Source organism: Paenibacillus sp. JT31N11 (genome assembly GCF_056269285.1).
This window is the reverse complement of sequence record NZ_JBWDNQ010000030.1, coordinates 21562-44754: the sequence shown is the minus strand read 5'-3', so window position 1 is coordinate 44754 and position 23193 is coordinate 21562. Positions and strand designations below refer to the sequence as shown.

Annotated in this window: 27 protein-coding genes, 3 pseudogenes and 1 riboswitch; of the genes and pseudogenes, 20 read left to right on the top strand and 10 right to left on the bottom strand. The window is 45.2% G+C overall.

Annotated elements, in window-relative coordinates; translation table 11 throughout:
• Nucleotides 1-493 precede the first annotated feature (493 nt).
• Nucleotides 494-1798: an alpha/beta hydrolase family protein gene (locus tag AC0YNV_RS39100; protein WP_475772854.1), complete on the top strand. Its 1305-nt coding sequence runs from the start codon at nt 494-496 to the stop codon at nt 1796-1798.
• A gap of 203 nt (nt 1799-2001) precedes the next feature.
• On the opposite strand, the pseudogene AC0YNV_RS39095 reads toward AC0YNV_RS39100, so the two are convergent.
• Nucleotides 2002-2136 (bottom strand): annotated as a pseudogene (locus AC0YNV_RS39095) (IS110 family transposase); the annotation flags it as partial.
• Nucleotides 2137-2542: 406 nt separating this feature from the next.
• A riboswitch (ZMP/ZTP riboswitch) is annotated at nt 2543-2620 on the top strand.
• Between the two features lie 50 nt (nt 2621-2670).
• Between AC0YNV_RS39095 and AC0YNV_RS39090 the strand changes: the two are divergent.
• The 9 genes from AC0YNV_RS39090 (at nt 2671) to AC0YNV_RS39050 (ending at nt 9861) form a co-directional block, all read left to right on the top strand.
• Nucleotides 2671-3390, top strand: a complete 720-nt coding sequence (locus AC0YNV_RS39090; protein WP_475772853.1) for an IMP cyclohydrolase — start codon at nt 2671-2673, stop codon at nt 3388-3390.
• 175 nt (nt 3391-3565) lie between these two features.
• On the top strand, nt 3566-3787 hold the full coding sequence (locus AC0YNV_RS39085) for a helix-hairpin-helix domain-containing protein (RefSeq protein WP_475772852.1): 222 nt from the start codon (nt 3566-3568) through the stop codon (nt 3785-3787).
• Nucleotides 3788-4117: 330 nt separating this feature from the next.
• The gene (locus tag AC0YNV_RS39080) at nt 4118-4495 is read left to right on the top strand and encodes a BlaI/MecI/CopY family transcriptional regulator (protein WP_475772851.1); all 378 of its coding nucleotides are present in this window, start codon (nt 4118-4120) and stop codon (nt 4493-4495) included.
• Nucleotides 4492-6762, top strand: a complete 2271-nt coding sequence (locus AC0YNV_RS39075) for a M56 family metallopeptidase (RefSeq protein ID WP_475772850.1) — start codon at nt 4492-4494, stop codon at nt 6760-6762. Before AC0YNV_RS39080 ends, AC0YNV_RS39075 begins: the two co-directional genes overlap by 4 nt.
• A gap of 545 nt (nt 6763-7307) precedes the next feature.
• Nucleotides 7308-7616, top strand: a complete 309-nt coding sequence (locus AC0YNV_RS39070; protein ID WP_475772857.1) for a PadR family transcriptional regulator — start codon at nt 7308-7310, stop codon at nt 7614-7616.
• A complete protein-coding gene (locus AC0YNV_RS39065; protein WP_475772849.1) occupies nt 7613-7960 on the top strand; it encodes a DUF1048 domain-containing protein in 348 nt (115 codons plus the stop codon). The genes AC0YNV_RS39070 and AC0YNV_RS39065 overlap by 4 nt, the downstream gene beginning before the upstream one ends.
• Before the next feature lie 12 nt (nt 7961-7972).
• Nucleotides 7973-8323 carry a DUF1048 domain-containing protein gene (locus AC0YNV_RS39060; protein ID WP_475772856.1) on the top strand — a complete coding sequence of 117 codons (351 nt, stop codon included), beginning with the start codon at nt 7973-7975 and terminating at the stop codon, nt 8321-8323.
• 15 nt (nt 8324-8338) lie between these two features.
• Nucleotides 8339-9097, top strand: a complete 759-nt coding sequence (locus AC0YNV_RS39055) for an ABC transporter ATP-binding protein (RefSeq protein WP_475772848.1) — start codon at nt 8339-8341, stop codon at nt 9095-9097.
• Nucleotides 9098-9099: 2 nt separating this feature from the next.
• On the top strand, nt 9100-9861 hold the full coding sequence (locus AC0YNV_RS39050; RefSeq protein WP_475772847.1) for an ABC transporter permease: 762 nt from the start codon (nt 9100-9102) through the stop codon (nt 9859-9861).
• A gap of 10 nt (nt 9862-9871) precedes the next feature.
• Here the strand turns inward: AC0YNV_RS39050 and AC0YNV_RS39045 are convergent.
• A pseudogene (locus AC0YNV_RS39045) lies at nt 9872-10245 on the bottom strand (class I SAM-dependent methyltransferase); the annotation flags it as partial.
• Between the two features lie 180 nt (nt 10246-10425).
• On the opposite strand from AC0YNV_RS39045, the gene AC0YNV_RS39040 reads away from it, so the two are divergent.
• The 6 genes and pseudogenes from AC0YNV_RS39040 to AC0YNV_RS39015 all read left to right on the top strand — a co-directional run bounded on the left by AC0YNV_RS39040 (nt 10426) and on the right by AC0YNV_RS39015 (nt 13655).
• Nucleotides 10426-10557 (top strand): hypothetical protein, encoded by a 132-nt coding sequence (locus AC0YNV_RS39040; RefSeq protein WP_475772846.1) that lies wholly within the window; start codon nt 10426-10428, stop codon nt 10555-10557.
• A gap of 59 nt (nt 10558-10616) precedes the next feature.
• Nucleotides 10617-10775 (top strand): YciI family protein, encoded by a 159-nt coding sequence (locus AC0YNV_RS39035; RefSeq protein ID WP_475772845.1) that lies wholly within the window; start codon nt 10617-10619, stop codon nt 10773-10775.
• Nucleotides 10772-12004, top strand: coding sequence for an RNA polymerase sigma factor (locus AC0YNV_RS39030; protein ID WP_475772844.1), 1233 nt, complete (start codon nt 10772-10774; stop codon nt 12002-12004). Before AC0YNV_RS39035 ends, AC0YNV_RS39030 begins: the two co-directional genes overlap by 4 nt.
• A gap of 119 nt (nt 12005-12123) precedes the next feature.
• Nucleotides 12124-12560: pseudogene (locus AC0YNV_RS39025) on the top strand (NUDIX hydrolase).
• Between the two features lie 108 nt (nt 12561-12668).
• A complete protein-coding gene (locus AC0YNV_RS39020) occupies nt 12669-12989 on the top strand; it encodes a helix-turn-helix domain-containing protein (protein WP_475772843.1) in 321 nt (106 codons plus the stop codon).
• Nucleotides 12990-13139: 150 nt separating this feature from the next.
• The gene (locus tag AC0YNV_RS39015) at nt 13140-13655 is read left to right on the top strand and encodes a DinB family protein (RefSeq protein WP_475772842.1); all 516 of its coding nucleotides are present in this window, start codon (nt 13140-13142) and stop codon (nt 13653-13655) included.
• Between the two features lie 79 nt (nt 13656-13734).
• Here AC0YNV_RS39015 and AC0YNV_RS39010 read toward each other — a convergent pair whose 3' ends face one another.
• The 7 genes from AC0YNV_RS39010 to AC0YNV_RS38980 form a co-directional block, all read right to left on the bottom strand.
• Nucleotides 13735-14796: a sensor histidine kinase gene (locus AC0YNV_RS39010; RefSeq protein ID WP_475772841.1), complete on the bottom strand. Its 1062-nt coding sequence runs from the start codon at nt 14794-14796 to the stop codon at nt 13735-13737.
• Nucleotides 14793-15494 carry a response regulator transcription factor gene (locus AC0YNV_RS39005; RefSeq protein WP_475772840.1) on the bottom strand — a complete coding sequence of 234 codons (702 nt, stop codon included), beginning with the start codon at nt 15492-15494 and terminating at the stop codon, nt 14793-14795. The genes AC0YNV_RS39010 and AC0YNV_RS39005 overlap by 4 nt, the downstream gene beginning before the upstream one ends.
• Before the next feature lie 25 nt (nt 15495-15519).
• Nucleotides 15520-16290, bottom strand: a complete 771-nt coding sequence (locus AC0YNV_RS39000; protein ID WP_475772839.1) for an ABC transporter permease — start codon at nt 16288-16290, stop codon at nt 15520-15522.
• A gap of 33 nt (nt 16291-16323) precedes the next feature.
• Nucleotides 16324-17094: an ABC transporter permease gene (locus AC0YNV_RS38995; protein WP_475772838.1), complete on the bottom strand. Its 771-nt coding sequence runs from the start codon at nt 17092-17094 to the stop codon at nt 16324-16326.
• Nucleotides 17095-17107: 13 nt separating this feature from the next.
• Nucleotides 17108-17833, bottom strand: a complete 726-nt coding sequence (locus tag AC0YNV_RS38990; protein ID WP_475772837.1) for an ABC transporter ATP-binding protein — start codon at nt 17831-17833, stop codon at nt 17108-17110.
• A gap of 172 nt (nt 17834-18005) precedes the next feature.
• Nucleotides 18006-18509, bottom strand: coding sequence for a CBO0543 family protein (locus AC0YNV_RS38985; protein ID WP_475772836.1), 504 nt, complete (start codon nt 18507-18509; stop codon nt 18006-18008).
• Between the two features lie 403 nt (nt 18510-18912).
• Complete coding sequence (locus tag AC0YNV_RS38980; RefSeq protein WP_475772835.1) at nt 18913-19809, bottom strand: LysR family transcriptional regulator; 897 nt, start codon at nt 19807-19809, stop codon at nt 18913-18915.
• A gap of 222 nt (nt 19810-20031) precedes the next feature.
• Here AC0YNV_RS38980 and AC0YNV_RS38975 point away from each other — a divergent pair, with 222 nt between their 5' ends.
• Nucleotides 20032-20736 (top strand): SDR family NAD(P)-dependent oxidoreductase, encoded by a 705-nt coding sequence (locus tag AC0YNV_RS38975; RefSeq protein WP_475772834.1) that lies wholly within the window; start codon nt 20032-20034, stop codon nt 20734-20736.
• A 725-nt stretch (nt 20737-21461) separates the two neighbouring features.
• On the opposite strand, the gene AC0YNV_RS38970 is transcribed toward AC0YNV_RS38975, so the two are convergent.
• Nucleotides 21462-22001 (bottom strand): hypothetical protein, encoded by a 540-nt coding sequence (locus tag AC0YNV_RS38970; protein ID WP_475772833.1) that lies wholly within the window; start codon nt 21999-22001, stop codon nt 21462-21464.
• A gap of 242 nt (nt 22002-22243) precedes the next feature.
• Here AC0YNV_RS38970 and AC0YNV_RS38965 point away from each other — a divergent pair, with 242 nt between their 5' ends.
• From AC0YNV_RS38965 to AC0YNV_RS38955, 3 genes are all read left to right on the top strand, one after another.
• Entirely contained in the window at nt 22244-22573 is a 330-nt protein-coding gene (locus tag AC0YNV_RS38965; RefSeq protein ID WP_475772832.1) for an amidohydrolase family protein, read from the top strand.
• A 111-nt stretch (nt 22574-22684) separates the two neighbouring features.
• Nucleotides 22685-22822 carry a hypothetical protein gene (locus AC0YNV_RS38960; RefSeq protein WP_475772831.1) on the top strand — a complete coding sequence of 46 codons (138 nt, stop codon included), beginning with the start codon at nt 22685-22687 and terminating at the stop codon, nt 22820-22822.
• A complete protein-coding gene (locus AC0YNV_RS38955; protein WP_475772830.1) occupies nt 22812-23057 on the top strand; it encodes a hypothetical protein in 246 nt (81 codons plus the stop codon). Before AC0YNV_RS38960 ends, AC0YNV_RS38955 begins: the two co-directional genes overlap by 11 nt.
• The last annotated feature ends 136 nt before the right edge of the window (nt 23058-23193 follow it).

Sequence of the window (23193 nt, the reverse complement as noted above, 5' to 3'; positions counted from 1 at the left end):
TTGTCCAGGTCTATGAAGTGGTCACCCGAGCGTCCTTCATACATGTCTAACAAGGGAGAAATCCTGCGAATAAGCGAGCATTCGTGAGAAAACTTAATCGTACCGAGGGAGCTCAATAAGGGGGGACCATTATGGTCCTCCCTATTTTCCATTCCAACCCGGAAAAGCATCTACTAGACTGGTATAAGGAGAACTAAAAAAGTCCCCTAGACAGGAGGGCGACTTTTTCAATACAAGCGCCGGACTACAAAGAACCTATATCAATTTCCGTAGCTGAGAAGACTTCTCAATGAGTGCCGGTAGCTACAGAAGTTCTCTGTTCATTTTGGTTATGGAATGAACATCAATGCGGGAACCTGTCCCGCGACCATCATCGTTACAAAAACGTAAGTTTGGGGAACCGCATTGTAAGTCAGAATTAGTATAGCCTCGTGTAGAATGAGAAAAGAGGACATTGAGTCATCCTCAATAGGCGAATGGAGGTTCCAAAAGCATGAAAACCAAATGGAAAATCATTCTAATCAGTGCGGCGATGGGCCGGAAGCTTCTGCTCCATCTAAGCATAGGCGCACTCCTGATTGGCGGAATGACCGAAGCCGTTCCGACCTTGCATGCTGAATCGTCAGTTTCCGTCCCGATTCAAGACACGAACGCATCGGTCACGTTCAGCTTGCCTGCGCCAACCGGGCCTTACTCGATCGGCACGACGGAGCTGCATCTGATTGACCGGGGCCGGCCTGATCCGTGGGTGGAAGACAAAAAGCGCGAACTCATGATCAGCATCTGGTATCCAGCCAAGCAGAAGCCCGGACGGCTCGCCCCATACATGCAGCCCGGAGCGGCCGCCCACTACGAGCAGACGACTCTTGCCTCCGTCGGCATAAAGCCCGGGACAATCAATTGGTCGCGAATTACGACGCACGGTCGGATAGCTGCCCCGGTCGCGAATGCCCGTGGCGGCTATCCCGTCGTACTGTACTCGCCAGGAAGCGGCGTACCGCGGACGGCCGGCACGATTGCAGCAGAGGAATTGGCCAGCCATGGTTATGTCGTAGTTACTATTGATCATACGTACGATGCGTCCGAAGTTGAATTTCCTGACGGGAGGGTCGAAATCCAGGCATTGCCAAAGCTGAGCAAGGAATCAGTGATAGGGTCGCTTGCCGTACGCGAGCTGGACATTCGATTCGTCCTTGACCAGCTTGCTGTACTCTCTACCGGTGGAAATCCCGACGCCGATCAGCGCCGGCTACCTTATGGGCTTGGCGAAGCGATGGATCTTGCGCATATCGGCATATTCGGTCATTCGGCCGGAGGTGCCGCCGCCTTGCAAACGATGCACGATGACAGTCGCATCGATGCCGGCATACTCATGGACGGCACGTTAGGCTATTTGCCGGATTCTCTGCTTCCGGTCGCGACGGAAGGTCTGGATCGGCCCTTCATGTTGTTGGGCTCAGGGTATTACAAGGAGGAAGGACCCGATTCCCACTTGACGAGGCCGGACTGGAAGTCGTTGTGGGAGCATTCAGCCGGCTGGAAGCTTGATCTGAACGCGCCTCAAGGCATGCATTTTACGTTTACTGATTACCCGGCGATTTTGCCACAATTGAAAGAAAAGCTGGGCTTACCCGATACGGTGATCCAAGAGTCGATCGGTACCATCGATCCGGCGCAGGCAATTGCAGTCCAACGCGATTATGTCATAGCTTTCTTCGACCGACACTTGCGATACATGTCCGGCGATTTACTCCAAGGTCCTTCACCGGAGCACCCGGAAATTGAATTTATTCGTTAATCAATCTAACAGGCCAATGTGGACAACCGTTTCAGAGGTACGGAAACGCCCAAACCGGAGACGATAGCTAGCTGCAGTGAACCAGTCCTTTAAGGGGGCTGGTTTTTTCGATACATAAGATATAAGGTATGTGTTGAAACTGTCGTTACGAACGGGCAGGATACCCTAATTACTACGCAGAATTACTTTATATCGTAAAACCCATAACGAAGGAAGGAGGCTAATCCCTCCAGATTGTGCTCAAATCGAAAGGTCTTTCCGTAAGGCGTTCCTCGATCTGAAAAAGCATGTGCATGACTTTCTCCTTTTGATACGTCCAATCCAATGACAGGGTTCATTCCACCACTCCTTAACTTATTTTCACCGGCAACCCTAACCTTCTTGTCGTCCACAGTATCGCTTGTTATTCGGGATCTTTGTCCCAACCAGCCTAATCATGGTTTAACAAGTAGGGGGATGAACGGAATAGCTCTCGGGATCCAAGTCCCACGGGTACGAACGTTCGATCACCGGCTACCGCTATCTTACGACCACATAAAAATGAGGTCCACCAGAAAGATCTGGTGACCTCATAATACGAACGGGTACGAGAGCTTAATAACAACACAGTAGGCTGTCGACTTTTTTATAGGCTGTAGCTATTACTACGCTAACGGACAGTAGAGCGTAGTTCCGTTGGTGCTAGTTAAGCCATTGTCATAATTGATTTTACTAGCAGTAATTTCTATTATTGGAAGTAATTTAGAACTTATATGTGACTGGCGAAGCATGGGGATCCATGAGGAAGCATATAGGTTATGGCCGTACGCCTGGGCAGAGGTAAGGGGAATTTCCCCTTACCTCTTTATGTTTACTCGAGAGGAGCAAGAGCAATGAAAACAGTTCAACACGATTTGTTTGAAAACCCATATCCCGGAAGAACGCTTATCGTAGGAATGACTCCTTCTAGGTCGCATTATGTACAGGTTTATTGGATTATGGGGAGAAGCGTGAATAGCCGCAACCGCGTCTTTGAACTGGACGGATGGGGCGTAAAGAACAAAGTATTTGATCCTGCCAAAATGGAAGATCCATCACTTATTATTTATTATCCTATCCGACATAGGGTGAACATGCACATTGTCTCGAATGGTGATCAAACTGATACTATCTATGATGGGTTGCAGCATAACCGGTCCTTTGAACAATCGTTAATGCTTCGAGAGTTTGAACCAGATGCTCCGCACTTTACACCGAGAATTTCAGCCGTGATAAACACAGAACTTAAACAGTATAGTTTGTCGATTTTAAAAACACACGACAACGACCCTTCAGTTTGCTTACGCAATAGTTATCAATACAGTAAATTTAAGAGTGGCATTGGTCACTGCATTCACACGTACAACTCAGAGCAGAATGCTGTACTAAAACCATTTGAAGGCGACCCTTTCGAAGTACCACTATTCGATTCAATTAATGATATAGCAGACTTTTACTGGGAACGCATCAATGCTGAAAACAAAATCGCATTGTTGGTAAAGTTTATTCATGTTTCAAATCAAGATATTCAATTCCAAATTCGAAATAAGCATTCAGCTAACGAAGCACGATAGATAGCTTTACGAAGGAGCTGCCACGGCAGCTCAAAAAACCTTCCCAAACGCGTTATTTCAAAAAGGAGCAGTCGATAAGAACTCATGACATATATTACCTGCTATGATAGAGAGAAACTTACAATCATCAATTCAAGATCGGAAATCACTACTTAAGGAGAAGGGAGAAATAGCGTTGACAAATATCAATGAACCAAAACCTGAAAACGACCTTCCGACCGGGATAGGCAAACCAGCACAACGAGCACTCGCCGGAGCTGGATACTTTCGGCTTGAACAGTTCACGATGATCAGCGAAGCCGAGGTTCTGAAGTTGCATGGTATGGGACCAAAAGCGTTAGATATTATCCGTCAAGAACTCGCCGCTAAGGGACTTTCGTTCGCTGACAGATCTTAAGCTACGGAATTATGCACATTCATTTTTCCGTTAAGGGTACGATAGTGGAGGAGCTTGCTTTCTGGCAGATAGAAGGATGATCAGCAGCTGGTTACATCGATCAGCTGCTTTTTCATTGCAGTAACGGTTAGTTAAAGATCATTTGCGGGGAACCCGGCTGTCCTTTATTGGGAATATGCAAGGTAATGTACCCGAAATAGAATATGTCTTTTGCTACAATTTCGGGTTATCCATATCTCTCCGGTTGACAATATTCTTTTATATGTGTAAATTTTAAATATCGTTTACAGGTGTAAACGAAAAGCTTGGGATTGAAAAGAGGTTAAGACTATGAATAATCCCCCTCACATTACCGATGCCGAACTTGAAGTCATGAAGCTTCTTTGGCAGAAAGAGCCTTTATCCGCTAATGAGATCATTCTCAAGCTGACGGAGCAGATGCAATGGTCGGATCAGACAATCAAAACCTTTCTGAACCGCTTGCACAAGAAGGATGCGATCCGTTTCGAAAAGTCCGGCAGGAATTATCTCTATTATCCGTTGGTTTCATATGAAGATTACTTAAAAACCGAGAACCGATCCTTTCTGGACAGAGTTTATAACGGTGCCGTAGGCATGCTTTTTGCGAAATTTCTTGAGGAAGAGACTCTTTCGGAGAAAGATATCGAAGAGCTTCAACAGCTGCTGGAAGAGAAGAAGAAATCATGATCGTCATGAAAACGATGTTCTCCGTTATCTTGCACGCATCGTTGGCATCGTCGGTAATCGTCTTGCTGCTGCTCGGCATTCGGAAGCTGTTCCTTGTGCGGCTGAAACCCAGATTCATTTACATCTTATGGTTCCTTGTATTAATTAGGCTTCTTATTCCTGTCGGTCCGTCGAGTTCCATCAGTTTGTTTAATCTGGTGCCGCAAGCTACAGCCGACAAATGGACAACCGTTCAAAGCCATCCGGCCGACCATTCCGAATCCGTAAATCAGAGCGGGAATGACGGGTCTTCCTCTCCTGCTGCTTTGGCATCCGGTAACGAAACGAAGGCGTCTTTGCCGCAACGAACAGAAGAAAACCTGCCTTCCAATTTATCGACAAAGCAGCCTGAAGAACCTGTTTCAGCAGGGGCAACTTCTCTTCCTTCTACCGTTGAGAAAAAACAGTTGTGGTCCAATATACTTAAAGTCGGTTTATGGATATGGCTTGGAGGTTTGACCGTACTTGGGATGTATTATTTGATTGTGACGCTCAGATTCAGAAAACAACTCAAGCACTCCCGTCCGATCGACGACGAAGAGGTGCTTTCCGTTCTTAAAGCGTGCAGTGAACAACTCGGAATCAAACAAATCATTCCGGTGTATGAGATAAGCGGTTTTCACAGCCCTTGCATCTACGGAGTGAGAAAGCCGAGAATTTATTTGCCGGAGGATTTTGCTGTAATCGCCGATTCCCGGCAGCTGGCGCATGTTCTTTTACACGAACTGGCCCATTATAAACGCAAGGATTTAGGGTTCAATTCCTTGTGGACGTTAGCGGTATGGCTGCATTGGTTTAATCCTTTCGTGTGGCTGGCCCGGGGCAAAATGGCCTCCGATCGGGAAATAGCCTGCGATGCGGCTGTGCTTGAGTTGCTGGGCGAGCGGGGATCTTCTTCCTACGGCATGACACTTCTTATGCTGTCGCATTTATTTTCCCGAAGCTCTTCGCCGCGGGTTCATCTTTCCTATTATTTCAACAACAAGAATGAAACGAAACGGAGAGTTGCCATGATCACGAAGTTCAAACAAGGTTCATACAAGCTGTCTGCCATGGCTGTTGTGTTGATCCTCCTCTTGGGCGCAGTTTTGCTCACCAACGCTAAAGTCGAATCAAACGCCTCCTCCCGGGCAGAGAGTCCGGAGGAAGAGAATCCGGTTGCCCAATTTGAGGTAAACAGACTGATTCCCTCGTACAAATGGTTTAATAACCTGAACCGGGCCATCACTTTTTCAAAGTTTGAATTTAAAGTACCTGATTATATGCCTGAACGGTATCAATTGGAAAATATAAATTTGGGCGAGAGTTTCGCGAAAGCACATAAAGCGGACTTGATTAATTCAGTCTCCATCACTTTCGTATCCAACTTTGGCCAGAAAGACGAACACTATTTCGAGATGGATGCTGCCAAAGGAAACGGCACGCTGCTGGAGCATAATTTGTTGTGGGGTGCCCCGTATGCCCAAGCGCTGGACCGCGCGCCTTCCGACAGGCAAGAAGACATGACAATCGGCAATATCAATGGTGTTATGTACACCACTACCAAGATCTGGTCCAAGCAAAAACCTGAAACGGCCAAAAGCTTTGTATGGCAGGATAACGGTGTCATGTATGCGATCAATTTCTATAGCAATGATCTTTCCCAGGATGAACTGGCGAAAGTCGTGCAATCCTTTGTTTCGCCGGGCCAAGTTCAGCATGTCAACTATAAAGGTGAGGGCAATTCATTCGCTTTATATGACGAGACGGACCTGCAGGAAGCGAAGCGTATTCTTGGCTTTCCAGTGAAGATTCCGGTTGATGTCTCAGACTATGGTCTTAAACTTTCCGATTCATCTCTGATGCAGGCTGACGATCAGAACACCAAGTTCCCTTTTAGACCGGACACGGATGTTTTGTGGAATTCATATCGAGTTCCTTTCAATTCTCCCCTGTATGAACTAAATGACAGTATTGAGTTTTATCAAAGCAAGGCACCTGTTGTGGACGTGAAAAGGCTGTCGTTCCTGCGCAAGTTGGAGATGAACGGGATCGGAATTACCGCCTATGCGGATAACGATAATATCTATACGAAGCCTGTCCATTCCGATAGCAATCAATTGAAGTTCAAAACTCAAACGTTTTACGTGTGGCAGCAAAACGGTGTTTATTATACGGCTCATTTCTATGGGGTGGACAAACATCAGGAAGAAAACCTTAACGCCCTAGTACCCGCTCCCGTTGAATGACCAGGAAAATAACAAAATGCTTGCTTGTTGGTCCTGATATATCCCTTCGTCATTCCTTGGCGTTTCTTGTTTGCAAACTATGTGAAGAAGCGCGGAGATCGGTTGGTTTGAGTCGTTCAGATCATCGTTCGATGTGAAAGCAAGGCTACCGAGAGGGAGCCTCCCAAATTCCCCTTTTAGAAGATACGGTGAACCGAATCATAAAAAAATCAAAGATCATTGCGCTAACGGATTACGTTAGTGAGGAGCTTGCCGCGCGGCAGCTCCTTTTTCGTTTATTGAAGTAACTGGCAGATTAACGCAACAACTTCTCCTCGCATTCGTCTAATATTGTGCTTGAATGGTCTCCAACTATTTGCTGAGAAAGGAAACACGAGAGGGCATGGGTGGCTAACGGGCAGATTAATGAAAATGTAAAATCCGTATCAGAGCAAACACTATTGACAAATAAACTACTGCGTGTTACTTTATAGCAGTAGTGAGTATCACTTCATACCAGTGGTACAGAATAGCAAGGGGTGATTGTGCTGGAAAATCTAACGGAAATGCTCAAAGGGGCGCTTGAGGGCTGTGTCCTTGAAATTATAAGCCGCAAAGAAACCTACGGCTACGAAATTACGCGGCGGCTGAACGCCCTCGGCTTTACAGATGTTGTGGAGGGAACGGTGTACACCATCCTGATCCGGCTTGAAAAAAACAAGCTGGTGGAGATCACCAAGAAGCCCTCCGACATGGGACCGCCGCGAAAGTTCTTCGCGATCAACGATGCAGGGCGCGAGGAGCTGCAGAGGTTCTGGGAAAAATGGGAGTTCGTATCATCAAAAATTAACGAGTTAAAGGAGAAAAAATCATGAATTTTTGGGAAAAGATCACTGGCAGCGACATGACTAAAGAATTGAAATCTTTTGAATCGCGAGTCAAAAAGCTGCCGGCTGATTATCAAGCGGCATGGGGAGAAGTTTGGGCCAACATTTGGCACTACTCCGATTTCTCCGGTCGCAACCTCATGCCAATTCTTGACGGTGTGCTTGGTCTGCTCGAAGAAACGGCGGCGGACGGTCAGAGTGTCCAAGAGGTTTTGGGTGACGATATCAAAGGCTTCTGTTCAGCGCTGGCCGGCGAAGAAGGGGCAAAGTCTTTTCGCGACAAGTGGCGCGAGCAACTCAACAATAATATCGCTAAAAAATTAGGTAAATAGGAGGGTAAAATGATGAGAATACAAGATATCATCGAAGGCAAAAAAGAGTGGCGAGCGCACATGGCGCGTGTCAAGGCGCTCCCGCAAGATTATCAAATTGTTTATAAAGAGATTCAGAAATATCTCTTTAAGGTCGGCCCTGTTGAGCTAACCGACGGGACGGGTTTGCTCTCGGGGATTATCGATCTTTTTGAAGAGGGCGCGGCCTTGGGGAAAGGCGTGCTCGAAGTGACGGGCAGTGACGTAGCGGCTTTCTGCGACGATTTAATCAAAGATTCAAAAACTTACGCTGACATCTATCAAGCATCTGTTGACCAAGAAGGTAACAAGGCCATGAAAAAGGTGATGGATAAAAAAAAGTAAAAGGGGGATATCGGGATGGAAAAAGCAATTGAAGTGAAAGGACTGCGAAAGTCTTTCAAGGACACAGAAGTCCTAAAGGGCGTGGATTTTGAAGTGAAGCGAGGTGAGATTTTCGCCCTGCTTGGCTCCAACGGCGCGGGCAAGACGACGATTGTCAGAATCCTCACCACGCTGCTCAAACCAGACAGAGGCACCGCCACCGTAAACGGATTTGACGTCGCGTCAAAACCCGACCATGTGCGGCATGCGATCAGTCTGACCGGGCAATTTGCCGCCGTGGACGAGATATTGACCGGGCGGGAAAATCTTATCATGATCGCCAAACTGCGACACCTTAAAAATCCGCGTCACGTCGCGGATGATTTACTGAATCGCTTCGGTTTGAACGACGCCGCCGACCGCAAGGTGTCCACCTATTCGGGCGGTATGCGCCGCAGGCTCGACATTGCCATGAGCCTGATCGGAAAACCGCAGCTCATTTTCCTCGACGAGCCGACCACAGGCCTTGACCCCGAGGCACGCATTGAGGCTTGGAAGATTGTCAAGGAGCTTGCCAACGGTGGCACAACGGTATTCCTGACCACTCAGTATTTGGATGAGGCTGAACAACTTGCCGATCGAATTTCCATTTTGCATGAGGGTAGGATTATTGCCAATGGAACGCTTGAGGAACTGAAAAAGCTGTTCCCGCCCGCAAAAGTGGAGTATGTGGAAAAACAACCTTCATTGGAGGAGATCTTCCTCGCAATCATCGGTAAAGAGGAGGGTAAGTAACCATGAATAAATACTTTTTCAGCGACATGAGCGTGATGCTTGGACGTTCCATGCGTCATATTTTCCGCAGCATGGACACCATCATCACGGTCTGCATCACGCCGATAGCGATGATGCTGCTGTTCGTCTATGTGTTTGGCGGCGCCATTCAAACCGGTACGGATAACTATGTGAACTACCTGTTGCCCGGTATCCTGCTGATTGCGATTGCAAGCGGTATATCCTATACGGCTTACCGCCTGTTTATGGATAAGCAGCGGGGCATCATTGAGCGGTTCCACTCTATGCCGATTGCGCGTTCCGCCGTGCTGTGGGGGCACGTGCTGACCTCGCTGGTATCCAACGTTATTTCTCTTGTCGTCATCATCCTCGTAGCGCTCATTATGGGCTTTCGCTCGTCGGCAGGAGTCCTGCCATGGCTCGCCGTAACCGGTATACTCGTGCTGTTTACGCTGGCTTTGACTTGGGTCGCGGCGATTGCCGGATTGTCCGGCAAATCGGTGGAGGGTGCAAGCGCCTTTTCCTATCCGCTTATCTTCCTGCCGTTTATAAGCTCGGCGTTTGTGCCGACCGATTCGATGCCGAAGGTCGTCCGCGCTTTTGCCGATAACCAGCCGGTGACCTCTATCGTAGAAACCATCCGTGCACTATTGTCAAGTCAACCGGTAGGCAATGATATCTGGGTCGCTTTAGCGTGGTGCTTAGGGATAATGATCGTCGCATATCTATTTGCGGTGCGCGCATATAAACAGAATGCAGCTTGATGTTGATATACGGAAGCATCTTTGCTTTTTTTGCAAAATCGCTGTTATCGTCCCGCAATTGCATGATTTCATCATCAGATTGCTCAATCATTTGCTCGATTACAAATCCCGCTTTTGCCAACGCATTCACATAGGTTGATAGTTTACGGTCCGATAATGTTAGCGCACATTCATCAAGAGATACCGAATACCAAGATTCATCGAAATAACATTTTTTAAAAGCAAGCCTATTATTTTCTGCAACAAGTGTATAGGGTGAGACTAACTGAAAATAAATACACCGTCTTTTTTAAGGTAAGAAGCGATCCGGCAAAAAGTACCCTCAAGGTCGGTGGTCCAGCCTATGGCATAAAGCGAATAAACAAAGTCAAAATAATCTACTGGTCAAGTTGCCGGCGGCTGCTATTACCTGGATAGTATGGGTTTTGAGATGGCTATGAGTTGCTTTACCCGTCGTCAAAAAATAATATTTTCACATGATGTAGAAATCCATACATCTGACTCGTCATTATTGTGAAGACGTCGTGAAACAACCCGCTATGAACGTTGAGAGGAGCAATAACCATGAATTACACATTGTTAATGTATGAAACGACAGAGGATTTCGCCAAACGAACCGATCCGGTTCACAAGGAGGCGTATGCCGCAAGCTGGGCTCATTATGTCACAGCGTTGTCGATTCCGGCATTGTTGTAAGCGGTGCAGGTCTCCATCCCCCTGAGACCGCGACCACGCTTAGCCTCAGGGGTGGTGAATTGCTGGTTCAGGATGGCCCGATCACCGAAACCAAGGAGCAAATCGGCGGTTTGATGATCATCGACGTGCCAGATTTGGACACCGCATTGGAATGGGCGGCACGTTGTCCCGGCAGCTCGGTTGAAGTCCGCCCCAACTTGCATCCGATTTCGAAATGAGCGCCATGCAAACTCACCAAATAATCGAACAGACGGCCCGTGAATCCTACGGCCGTCTGGTTGCATTTCTGGCTGTTCGTTGGCGCGACCTGGCCGCGGCGGAGGATGCGCTTGCCGACGCCTTTCTGGCCGCGCTGGAAAAATGGCCTGCGACCGGAGTGCCGGACAAACCAGAGGCATGGCTGCTCACCGCTGCCCGGCGTCGGCTGATCGACGGCACCCGGCATGCCCGCGTGCAAACCGGTGCGGAGCAAGCTTTGATCACAATGGCAGAAGACGCACAGCAATGGGCCGGAACCGAGACATCTTTCCCGGATGAACGGATCAAGATGCTGTTTATTTGCGCTCATCCCGGAATCGATCCTGCTGTGCGCACGCCGCTTATGCTCCAGTCCGTGCTTGGCCTTGACGCGGCCCGCATTGCTTCGGCTTTTGTTGTTAAACCTGCTACGATGGGGCAGCGCCTTACCCGGGCTAAAGCTAAGCTGAAGAGCGATGGTATTAGATTCGACTTGCCCGGTAAGGATGAATGGCCGGAGCGCCTTGATGCCGTGCTTGAAGCCATCTATGCAGCCTATGGAAGCGGCTGGGATGATATAGCCGGCATAGATCCGCGCCGGAAGGGACTGGCCGAAGAAGCGATTTTCATGGGGAGGCTGATTGTGAGATTCATGCCGGGGGAACCGGAAGCGCTCGGATTGCTGGCTCTTATGCTGCACTGCGAAGCGCGCCGCCATGTGCGGCGCGAGGAGGCAGGCGGCTATGTGCCAATATCCGAACAGGATCATTCACGTTGGTCGATCGGGATGATCGAGGAAGCGGAGCATTGCCTTCGCACTGCCGCTCAAGGGAAGCGCATCGGGCGGTTCCAGCTTGAAGCGGCGATTCAATCCGTACATGCCCAGCGTGCCTGGACTAACCGTACGGAATGGGAAGAGATTGCTCTTCTGTATGAGGGGCTGGTGGGCATCGCTCCAACGATCGGCGCAATTGTCGGCCGCGCGGCAGCTGTTGCCGAAGCGCGCGGCACCGAATCCGGGATGGCGCTGTTGAATGAAATACCGGCAGAAGCGGTTAAGAGCTATCAGCCTTATTGGGCGCTGCGCGCCCATTTGTTCAAAAAGATGAAGAGATTCGAGGAGGCTCGCGCTGCATACAGCCGGGCCATCGGACTGTGCACGGATACATCCATTCGAGCGTTTCTGGAGAAGCAATCCGTCGAATGTTAACTGTTTCGTTTGAATGTCAGGCAGACTTCACGCTTGCCGCTTCTTCAATTTGGAAGGATAATAAAGTCATTAGACGAATATTTATATGGAAATTAATACGTCAAAGGGGTCAGGATTATATGAAAAGAGTAGATGTTGCATATGTACTTCTCTACGATGAGGTTGGCGAGAATATATTGATGGTAAAAAATAAAGGAGATAAAGCTTCATACTACACACTCCCTGGAGGAGCGGTGGAACAGGGCGAAACATTACAACAGGCTGCTATTCGGGAAGTTAAAGAAGAAACAGGATTAGACGTTGAATTAGATAAATCTTAACAGTGAGTGAAGCGTTTTTTGAGGAAAGTGGACATCACGTTATTTTCTTTACTTTTAGAGGAAGGATAGTGGATGGGGAAATAAAAATTTTATTTCCAGAGGAGATTGAGGAAGTTACTTGGCTGAAACCCCAAATAGCAGAAACGCACATGCATATACCTAGTGAATTAAAGGGAGAGATTAAAGAATGGTCAGCCCCCTATATCTTTAGGGGAACTGTTGTTCATAAATCTTAATATTTGTTTCTCGCATCTTGGAGCAGTTTGCCAGCCGCAGCTGCTCCTTTTTCGTCGAACTGCTGCGGGTTCCATCAGCCGGGCCGACGGAAGCGCCGCATTTAGGGAATGCTGGAAGAACTACGCCAATGGATCGAGCAGCATTACGGCAGTGACTGCTCAAACGCCGCCGCACTGGCGACTCGTGCCAATTGGATCGAAGATTATCTGGCGAAGCTATTCAAAGCAGCATTTGGACTTACGCCGAATAAATACGTGCAGTCGATCCGTCTAAGGGAGGCTAAACGGCTGCTGCGGGAATCCGCTCTTTCAATCGAGGAAATCGCCGGTTTGACGGGCTATGCCGATCTTCATTACTTCAGCCGACTGTTGCGCCAAAGAGAAGGGCTGTCGCCCAGGGAATACCGCAGAATGGCATCCGTCTATTAATCGCAGCGAGTCCCCTAGTCTTTACTGAAGCTATATTGTTTGTTTCTTGCTATCATATATGAAGATGAAAGCTGCGCGGTGTTCGATTATGGCAATACAAGCATCAATCTGGAGATTGCGCAGCTGCTGAAATGACGGGAGGGGATCTGGATGTTGAACGATTCTTCGGTTATTATCGAGCAGTACATGCGGAATCTGGACAGATATTCGATAGAGCAGTTGCGATTTAAATGCAATGAAGACGTATGGTCGGTCGGGCAAATGTATATCCACGTGATCGATGTGGCAAAAGAGTACATCGGGCATATTGAAACATGCACCAAGGCAACACACGAAGAGCCTGAAGGCAAAACGGAAGACGGGAGGAAGGCGCTTGCCGAAAAAGAGTGGCCGAATATCCCTGTGAAACTTGAGGAACCGCCCAACGCGACAAGCAACCCCGAGAGCAAGGATGAAATCATAGCTGGCCTGGAACAGGTGCTAGAGAAGTTGGCCTACTGGGCGGGTTGCGTAGATGAGGCGAATCCGGCTTGCAAGGTTCGCCATGGCTGGTTTGGCTGGCTTAACGCGCGTGATTGGTTTGAGATGGTTGGTATGCACAGCAGGCACCATTTGCGCCAGAAGGCGAAACTGGATGAGAAACTGGCGGAGGCAGGCATAAGATAGCCCGATTTTCAAGGCGCAGCTTTAACGGTTATATAAAAGCTGCGTCTTGTCCAGTCAGGGATTGAATCAGGATGCTTCTTCAGGTGTAACGCTGCAGGGCAAGTGGAATTGTAAAACAAAACGTTGTTCTAACATCGGGCATACTTTCAGCCCATATCTTACCGCCTTGATTTTCGACTACTTTTTTACAAATGGCTAGACCAAGCCCTGCGCCGCCATAATTTCTTGAGCGAGATTTTTCAGAACGGTAAAAATGTTCAAATACATGTGACAAATCCTCTTGAGATATGCCTGCACCATTATCTGTTACGGAAATCTTTAAGTAATCACCGTCAACATTTGCCTCAATGGTTATCGTTCCATTTTTATCTACATACCTTTTTGCATTGCTGATTAAGTTATCAAGAACCTGTGCAATACCATTTTCATTGGCAAAAAGTTGTACCGAAGGAAATGGCTTTATAACATTTAGATATACCGACTGATCGGCAAATTCAATTTCAATGGGATTTATCACGGTTTCAAGCAACACTTTGGAATCGCGGACACAGAACTCCTCTTTTTGGTCATTTATGTCCAGTTGAGAATATTGGAAAAGGCTTTCTATCAAATTATCAAGGCTTTCTGTTTTGTTCTTTATGACAGTGATATACCTGTTGAATTTCTCCTTGTCATGTATGATACCATCCTGTAAACCTTCCACATAACCTTTAATGGAGGACATGGGAGTACGCAAGTCATGTGAAATACTGGCAATCAGTTCTTTGCGAGAATATTCAAGAACTGCCTGTTTTTCCAGCGACATTTTTAATTGTTTTCTCATCAAATCAAAAGCAACACATAAATCGCCCATTTCATCTTTTTTTTTATAATTAAATACAAACTCAAAATTTCCATCCATTATTTTTTTTGTCGCTAAATTTAATTCTTGTAGCGGTTTTAAAATGCTTGAAGATATAATCCAGCCTAAAATAAGAGCGCAAATGCAAAATGGAATTAATAGAGCCAATATGATTTGGACAACAGTCAAAACGGCAGGAGTGTTTTGCGTATTAAATCCAGTAACCAGTACTGCAGACATAGGGAGAATCAACAAGGAGAAGAAGGATATAATCAGCTTTTTCCAAATTCCAATTCTCATTTTCCGCTGCCTCCAAATTTATAGCCAACCCCCCAAACGGTTTTAATAAATTGAGGCGATGAAATATCATCTTCTATTTTTTCCCTGATTTTCTTAATATGGATTGTTACCGTGTTTAAATCTCCATACTCGTTGATGCCCCAAACATTTTCATAGATTTGCTGGCGGGTTAAAACTTGGTTAGCATGTAACGCCAAGAACCGTAAGACTTCAAATTCCTTCGTGGTAAAATCCACATATTTATCGTTCAATTCTACAGAATAGGCTTTCAAGTTTAATTTTAAATTTTGAAATGACATGACATCGCTCTTGTCGGCAGGTACAGAAAGTTGATTATATCTTCTTAATTGAGCTTTCACCCTTGCTACAACCTCTCCCGGACTGAAAGGCTTAACCACATAATCATCGGCACCCAAACCCAAACCTAAAATTTTGTCAACCTCTGTTTTCTTTGCACTAAGCATGATAATAGGGATGGATGATTCAGCCCGTATGGTTCTGCATACTTCCATGCCATCTAAACCCGGAAGCATAATATCCAGAACAATAAGTTGTGGCTGGTACTCTCTAAAAAGCTTTATGCACTCTTTTCCATCGGTGCTGATGATTACATCATATTGTTCCTCTTCAAGGTAATCTTTTATAAGCTCGGCGATTTCCAACTCGTCATCTACGACTATAATTTTTGTATTCTGCATAATACTTCCTCCTTATATTTAAATATTATAGCAACACATCCTTTCTTTTCATAAGAATGGCGCTGCCAACGTAAAACAATACGATGTATATTGCGATTATTCCGGTCTTAGCAGATATTTGAACCAATGTAGCGCTATTTATAAACGTTTCATGAAAGGTATTCATTAAATAGATGATGGAATATTTGCTTATGTTTCCATACCCCTCAAGTAGAGGCGAGATAAAAAATAATGACAACGCTGAACCAATGGTTATACCTATATTTTCGGTTATCAAAGCAATAAATATGACCACCATGCCAAATCCGGCACTTGGCAGTATGGAAGCAATCGCCGATATTATCGTTATAGCAATACTATTCCTGGCAATCGGAACACCCTGAAACAGAAGATGATGACCCCAGTCAAATGTGATTGCCCCAATCATATACGAGGTTATTACTGTAAAGCAGACAATAGCCATTATGGATGCCAGCAGTGCCACAGCTTTAGCACCGATAAACTGAATACGATTGACCGGACGTAAAAGCACCAATTTGAAAGTACCATTTCTATATTCATCCGCAATCATGTCCGCCGCAAGTACAGCGATAAACATAACCATTATAATTGAATTATTTGCAATCATATCTAGAGGAAATGATTGGCCGTTGAGCGAAAAGGCAATTTTCCCTTGTGGCATTAATTTATAGTGAAAAATTTCTACTGCTTGAAGTGCTAAAATAACTCCCATGAAAAGGTAGAATTTTTTTAGGCGAAAAACTTTATATATTTCATTCTTTACCAAGCTTAACATTCAGCCGCCTCCTAAAAATTTTTTTTTGCAATATTAATACAAGATCTCTTTTGTCTTAAATTTATAGAATGTAAATAAAGAGAATGCTGTCAGATAGATTGCGATAATTCCGGTGCTTTGAAGTGCGAGCTTCCAATTCAAAGTTTGGACGAAATTTTCATGGAAGTACGCAATGTGATACGCAAGGGAATAGGGAGCGATTTCTTCAAAGACGTTTAAATTTAGCCCAATAGTCATAACTGCCAGGGAACTGATAACGGTTAAACTCATGCTGCTGGATAATATGGCAATAGAAGTCACAAACAGACCGTATGCCATAAAGGGAAAAATTAATAGAGCATTGGCGCCTAATGTGAGCAATACACCCTCTATAGGCGTGTACAATTGTCCGGCATATTCTGTTCCACTGCCCCATCCCAAAAAATAGATTCCTATTGCATAAGAGGCGATGATAAAGAAAAGCACCATAATAGTTATAAATACAAGCAGCGAAGCGATTTTTGCTCTCAAGAGTTGATTTCTGGTGATAGGTCGCAGCAAAGATAACTTTAATGCCCCTTGCCTATATTCTTTCGTAATACTATCACCAATGAATATAGGAATGAAAATAATCATAAATTGAGAAAGTATATTGATTAAGATCAATGGGGCAGATTGTCCATAAGTAAATGTCCAGATTGTCATTGCTGATCCGGGCTGGTAGTTATGCAAATTCAGAATAAGAACAACTAAAATGATTGCCGCAAAAATATACAGTTTTTTTGTTCTAAAGAGCTTGTAAAGCTCATTTTTTAATAGCTTCATTATTATTAACACCTCACACTCTTGTAGCTTCAAAATAGAGCTTTTCCAACGAGTTTTCTGTTGAATTGCCGACCAATTCATTTACATTGCCTTCAACAAGAAGATTCCCGTCATTGATAATGCCTATACGATTGCAAAGCTGCTGCATTTCATGGAGCAAATGACTGGATATGAAAAAGGTGATGTTCTCTTCAGATGAAAGTTGAACAATCATTTCTTTAATCTCTTTCATACCTTGTGGATCAAGCCCGTTGGTTGGTTCATCAAGGATGATTAGTTGGGGATGATTCAAAAGCGCATTGGCTATCCCCAAACGCTGCTTCATACCCAAAGAATACGTTTTGACCTTATCTTTCGCGCGGCTTCTTAATCTGACGATTTCCAGCACTTCATCAATTCTGCTTTTGTTAAGGCCGCGTACAAGGTTTGCCATTAATGAGAGATTTTCATATCCCGAAAGATAGTCATAAAAAGTTGGAGATTCCACGATAGCGCCAATTTGTGAAATGGCAGGTTTGAAGTCCGTTTTTAAGTTGTACCCATTAATCATCACATCTCCCGAATCAGGGATAATTAGGCCAGTCATCATGCGTATTGTGGTTGTCTTTCCCTGTCCATTTCGTCCAAGAAAGCCGTACACATCGCCTTTCATAACTTTTAGATTTAGATTGTTAACGATTTTTCTGCCACGAAACGATTTTGTGAGATTTCGTGTTTCCAATAACGTATTTGAAATCATAAGATATTTTCCTTTCTTTTCATATAATCAGTTTGTTGTCTTATTTATTATCCAGCTAAAAAATAAAATAAAGCATTTGAAAAAATAAACTCGTGATAGGAATTTTATTAAAAATTCATAAACTTTCAACCAAAATAAATAGGCGAAGGATTTTTGTACAGATGTCCTATGCTTACTTCATTGTAGAGACAGGTACTTTAAAAATAATTAAAAATCCGACCGTTATAATAATTGATAATCCATATGTCAATAATGGTTTTTTGTAGTGAAGGCGAAGCATTACGTAGATTGCAACATCAAAAAATACTGACCACAAGAAATTCCAACCATTATGGTAGGTGATTACTCCTAATTGTAAAGCTATCCACTCTAAAAGGGACTCCAAAAATATCCAAAATGTAATCCAAAGAAACTGATTCATCTTTTTTTTTGGATAACGCCCTAAATAAATGAATATTAAGCTTGGATAACCAATGATCATTAATGTCAAATTCGTTAAGGTGTGATTTGGAAATATTACGGTAGGTTGGTATTCCCACAAAGAGTAGTTATATGTTAGCAAGTTGTAAGTTAAATCAGTTGTAAAAAAAGTTGACTGATATTTTGACCAGTTACGCCAGTCTCCCCAACGCCAAGCTATAAAAACATGACCAAGTATCGTCAGAAGCATATACATTCGAAATCAACTCACTTATACAATTTTATTGAAGCTGATTTTAATTAAAGGAATATTGGTCTAGTCTTATATTTGATTCTAGAAAATTTGGTTGCAAATAGTATGCGTATTTTTTTCTTTAAGTAACCTCCCTCTATGGAGAAAAGTTTGGGTCTGTCAATAATTTTGGGTAAATTCATTTTACAAGCAATCCGCGACCCAAGTTAGGGCCAGCTAGGTAAGGATTTCTTGTACGTTTAACAGCCCCACATAGTTCTTCATTTTCAATTCGGTTCCATTAAAAAATTATCTGTTATACATGCATTACAATCAAATTCAAAGAATACGCGAGCATTTAAGAGCAAAGTGATTTTCCATAGAGGGAGGTTACCTTAATGAAAAAACCGGCACCATTATGTGCCGGTTAACTGTACTTAGATTGCATTTTTTGTATGATTTCTAAAAACTGATTGAAATCCTCGGATGGATGTAAGGGATATAGCAAACCATAAGGCATTGTGAAATCCAAATCGCTGGGGATGGTCACTAAGGACGGATGAACATCTACCCATGCATCCAATGTTAGCAGGACAGTATCACTTTGCTCGCAACGATTGAATACATCAATATCATAAAGGCGCGGAACATGTTTAATTTTGATTTTAGGATGGTTGATTATCAAAAAATCACGAATTCCATCAATTACTGCATTTTTTCCACCTTTCACTACAGCCAACTTCTCTCCATACAAATCTTTGACAGACAGTGTTTTTTTAGAAGCCAGCCGATGGTTGCGAGATACAGCAAAGCAAAAGCGGTACCTCCCCAGCTCAAGTAAACGGAGATAATCCTCCCAGTCTTCTGTAAGGTATGGCCCTACGATGACATCGAAGTGTTTGCCAATGGTACGATAAGTGGCTGGGAGAGTATAAGCATCATCCTCAAAATGGACGATTTTTATTTTAAACTGCGGATATTGGTCGCTGATTTCATTCCACAAATCCAGCAAAACCTTGCAGGGATTAAGTATAGAGGTGCCCACACGAATAACATGCTGACTTCCCTTTGTACCTTGGCGTATACGCAGTACGGCTTCTTGAAAACTCTGCAAAAATAATGCCGCATCCTTGTTAAATGATTTCCCTGCCTCGGTGAGCTCAACACCTTGGTTAGTACGAATCAAAAGAGGCACTCCTATATGCTTTTCCAACATATTAATTTGCTTCATCACAGCGGTTGGAGACACAAATAGTTTTTCAGCTGCCTTGGAGAAGCTGCCCGTCTCTGCCACCTGAATAAACGTATTCAATTGTTCATTCATTCATAGAACCCCTTCGTTGTATAAACTTTTAGTTAATGCCATGCTAACTTATTTGAACTTCCGTTTCAAGTGCAAAACAGTTAAATTTGAGAGGCGCTAAAAGAATGGAAATGCCGATCTATTTTGCTCACTTCATGATCCGTTTATTCTTTCAGGAACCTGCTTGACCGATTCCTCCCATAAACGGTTTGGCCAATCTTCTCAAAGAAAGGAACATTAATTATGGAAATTCGTGACAAGGTCGTTCTTATTACTGGAGCATCCGCTGGTATCGGCTTAGCCACAGCACGCCGTTTTGCCACTGCTGGTGCTAAATTAGCACTGGTAGCTCGATCTGCCGATGCACTTAATCATCTCGCCGAGGAATTGCAGAGCCAGGGAAGTGAAGCCTACGCTCTGCCTGCTGACGTGAGCGATCCGAAGCAAGTTCAAAGAGTCATTGAGGAGACGGTGAGCCACTTTGGTCGCTTGGACGTGGTCATCAATAACGTAGGACAAGCTGCCGTTGGCACGATCGCTGACCTCAATCCTGATGACTTCCGCAAGACCCTGGACCTCAATGTGTTTGGACCATTGGCAGCTATGCAAGCTGTGATCCCTATCATGCGAGAGCAAGGGGGAGGGCTGATCATCAATATAAGCTCGGTGGTCTCCAAGATGCGTATTGCCGGAATGGCAGCCTATGCAGCTACCAAAGCCGCTTTGAACATGCTTTCCGATACGGCACGAGGTGAATTAGCCTCAGAGAATATCCGGGTGATTACTGTCTATCCGCGCTCAACCGCAACGGATTTTGGCAAAAACGCTCTGGGTGTTCGGCAGCAGCAGCGGCAAGGTTCTTCCACTCCTGCTGATACCCCTGAATTCGTCGCAGAGAAAATCCTGGCTTCAGCTTTACACGAGCCAGATGAGCAGTATATGGATTAATGAGCTTTTACTGTTCTTGCACATGAGGTGCGCGGAGCATATTTGCCTGCTGGACGCGCTTACCCTTTCGGGATGTGCCGGTAAGTCAAGAATCATTTCAAACGCTTGACCGCAGAGAGCAGACTGCTTGTCTTACGATCGATGGCAATAGGCCGCACTCAGAAGAAGGATGCACAAGAGACTTGGCTTGTGCATCCTTCTTTAGCTTTCTTTTAAAACCCATTGCAGCTGCACTCCAAGAGCTGTTTGGAATAAGCCTTAGTAACCAGATCCGACCTAGTTCAAAGAGAATAGGCTAATCTGTTAAACTTTCTTTGAGCAGGAGTTAATTTGCTGTTTTCTCCTGTGCCTGTGTGCATATAACTGACCGCGCATCCGTAACGGACGTCGCTTGTTACTCGAATTCTTCGGTAAGGCTATCCACGAGGACGCTGCGCTCTTGCTCCAGCTGCCCTATGGGAAAAATTCTGGACTTTTTCTATTTTTGACGGATTGTCAAGCTAAGTGTGACACCTCACCCACGAACGATTGGTGAGAAGATATCCAAACCCAAGCATTTTCTTGGGCGGTGGTTGATGAGGTGAAGGGCATGGGCCACTGCCGCCTAACCCGGTCCTCCAAAATAAGCGAATGATGGAGTATTGCGAGAAAACCGCAACATTCGAGCTTGATGATAGCCGTTTGATATGTGATGACTGCGCGCAAGCTCACAATGAATTTGCTCCTTAAATGCTATTCCATATCTGAATGAACTGTGCAGCTTCTCCATCTAGGGCGAGCAGGATGTCCAGATCATCCTGATCTTCTGAAACAAGATATAATTTATTTTTATTGACATCGAGAATGGAGTGCATGGCATCGGTATTTGTATCCGATTTGGTGGATGCTACCATAAGCGCCAAGGCTGTTTTGGATCTCCTTTTATCAATCGGATCCTGCTTGAAATAAAGCTTAACCAGATGAGGTTGTTCGTTTATGACCAGACCTAATTCAGCGTGGGATTTAACCGACAGATTCTCGAACGTCCAAAACGATTTACCTGGATCGAACCATTGAAGCTCTTTTTTGCCAAGAAACTTTTTATATGCGTTTACTGCATCGGTATAACGACTTTTTCTCTTGTCGTTTGCACTGGTAGCTATGCTCTCTAAATAATCAAATGTTAATCCCTGCTCATGGAATTTTGGAATAGCATCACGAAGTCCCTTCCAGTAATCAGCCGCCACAGAGTATTCGTTGTACTTTATTTTACGGATCGAGGACACCTTCCCAGGTCCACTCGGCTTTAACGAGAAGTCAAGAAACTGAGTTAGGCTGATCGATATTTTTTCGATAGTGTTCATCTCCTTTATTTATAAATGACAGTTTCCAACAAATTTCCTGCACCGAAAGATGGCTGAGATTACTCTCAACCGCATGGTTAACAGCAGAGGCAGATTGCACCTCTTAATGGGATATGCCGATTTGAAGGCGCTCATGCCCTTCTTCCTTAAAAATCCTCTGGTTCATGGCCCGGACGATGTACGATTGGAGCGGTGCTCCAGCGGCGTACAGGGTGACGGTGGAGGAAGCCGTGGAACGGACCCGTTCTCTTGCCGTCAAATTCCAGGGGGAGGACCCGATGGTTACGGTCTATCCGGCGCCACACAGTCCGCACGGGGCTTCGCTGGAAAGGGATTACGGCCTTAGGCCGATTCATTATTTAGACTCGTTAGGTGTATTGGATAATTCTGAGGTCGGGTGGATTGGCAGCCGCGGCGGCTCGCTGGCTTATTGTTCCTCCAGCAATATGTTTCTCGCAGAGGTGTCACCCGAATCCCTGACCTCTCCGGCATAAAAGTTTCCGTGGGAACGGATGGAGGGTACAGCAACAACCGGATCAGCGTTTTAGAGAAATGCGGATGTGCGCTTTGCTGCAAAAGGTTGAATGGGACCAGCATTACCGCAAATGACGTGTTCCAGATGGGAGCCGCGAGCGGAGCCGAATGTTGTCTATGCCATGCAGCCGAATGCGATTGCCCATGTCGTCATCGACGGCAAGTGTTTGTCTCTGAATTGTATGGGGGATTGGCAGTATGCTGCTTGAACAGTCTGGCAAAATAGCTCGTATCCAGGAAGCCCAGCTGTATGGCGATTCCAGAAATGCGTTCACTGCCTTCGGCATGCCCGACATGCAGCATGAGCAACGTGATGTGATTCGCTCAATTGAACAAGCTCCGCTAAGCCGGATACAATGGCATCCGGGACGAATGCTGCATCAAATAACCGATGGAATAGTTGGGCTTACAGGCACAATCAGGTCAACGCAGCAATCGATCTAAGCCAGGTGGTTTAACTAGAAGAGTAACTTCCGAAGAAGAGATAGGTGAAGGATTTGCTCTAGAGTGTCGCGAAAGGAATGCTGGGATTATCAACATATTTTCCTTTTCAAGAAATTAAAATGCCGACACTCAATGA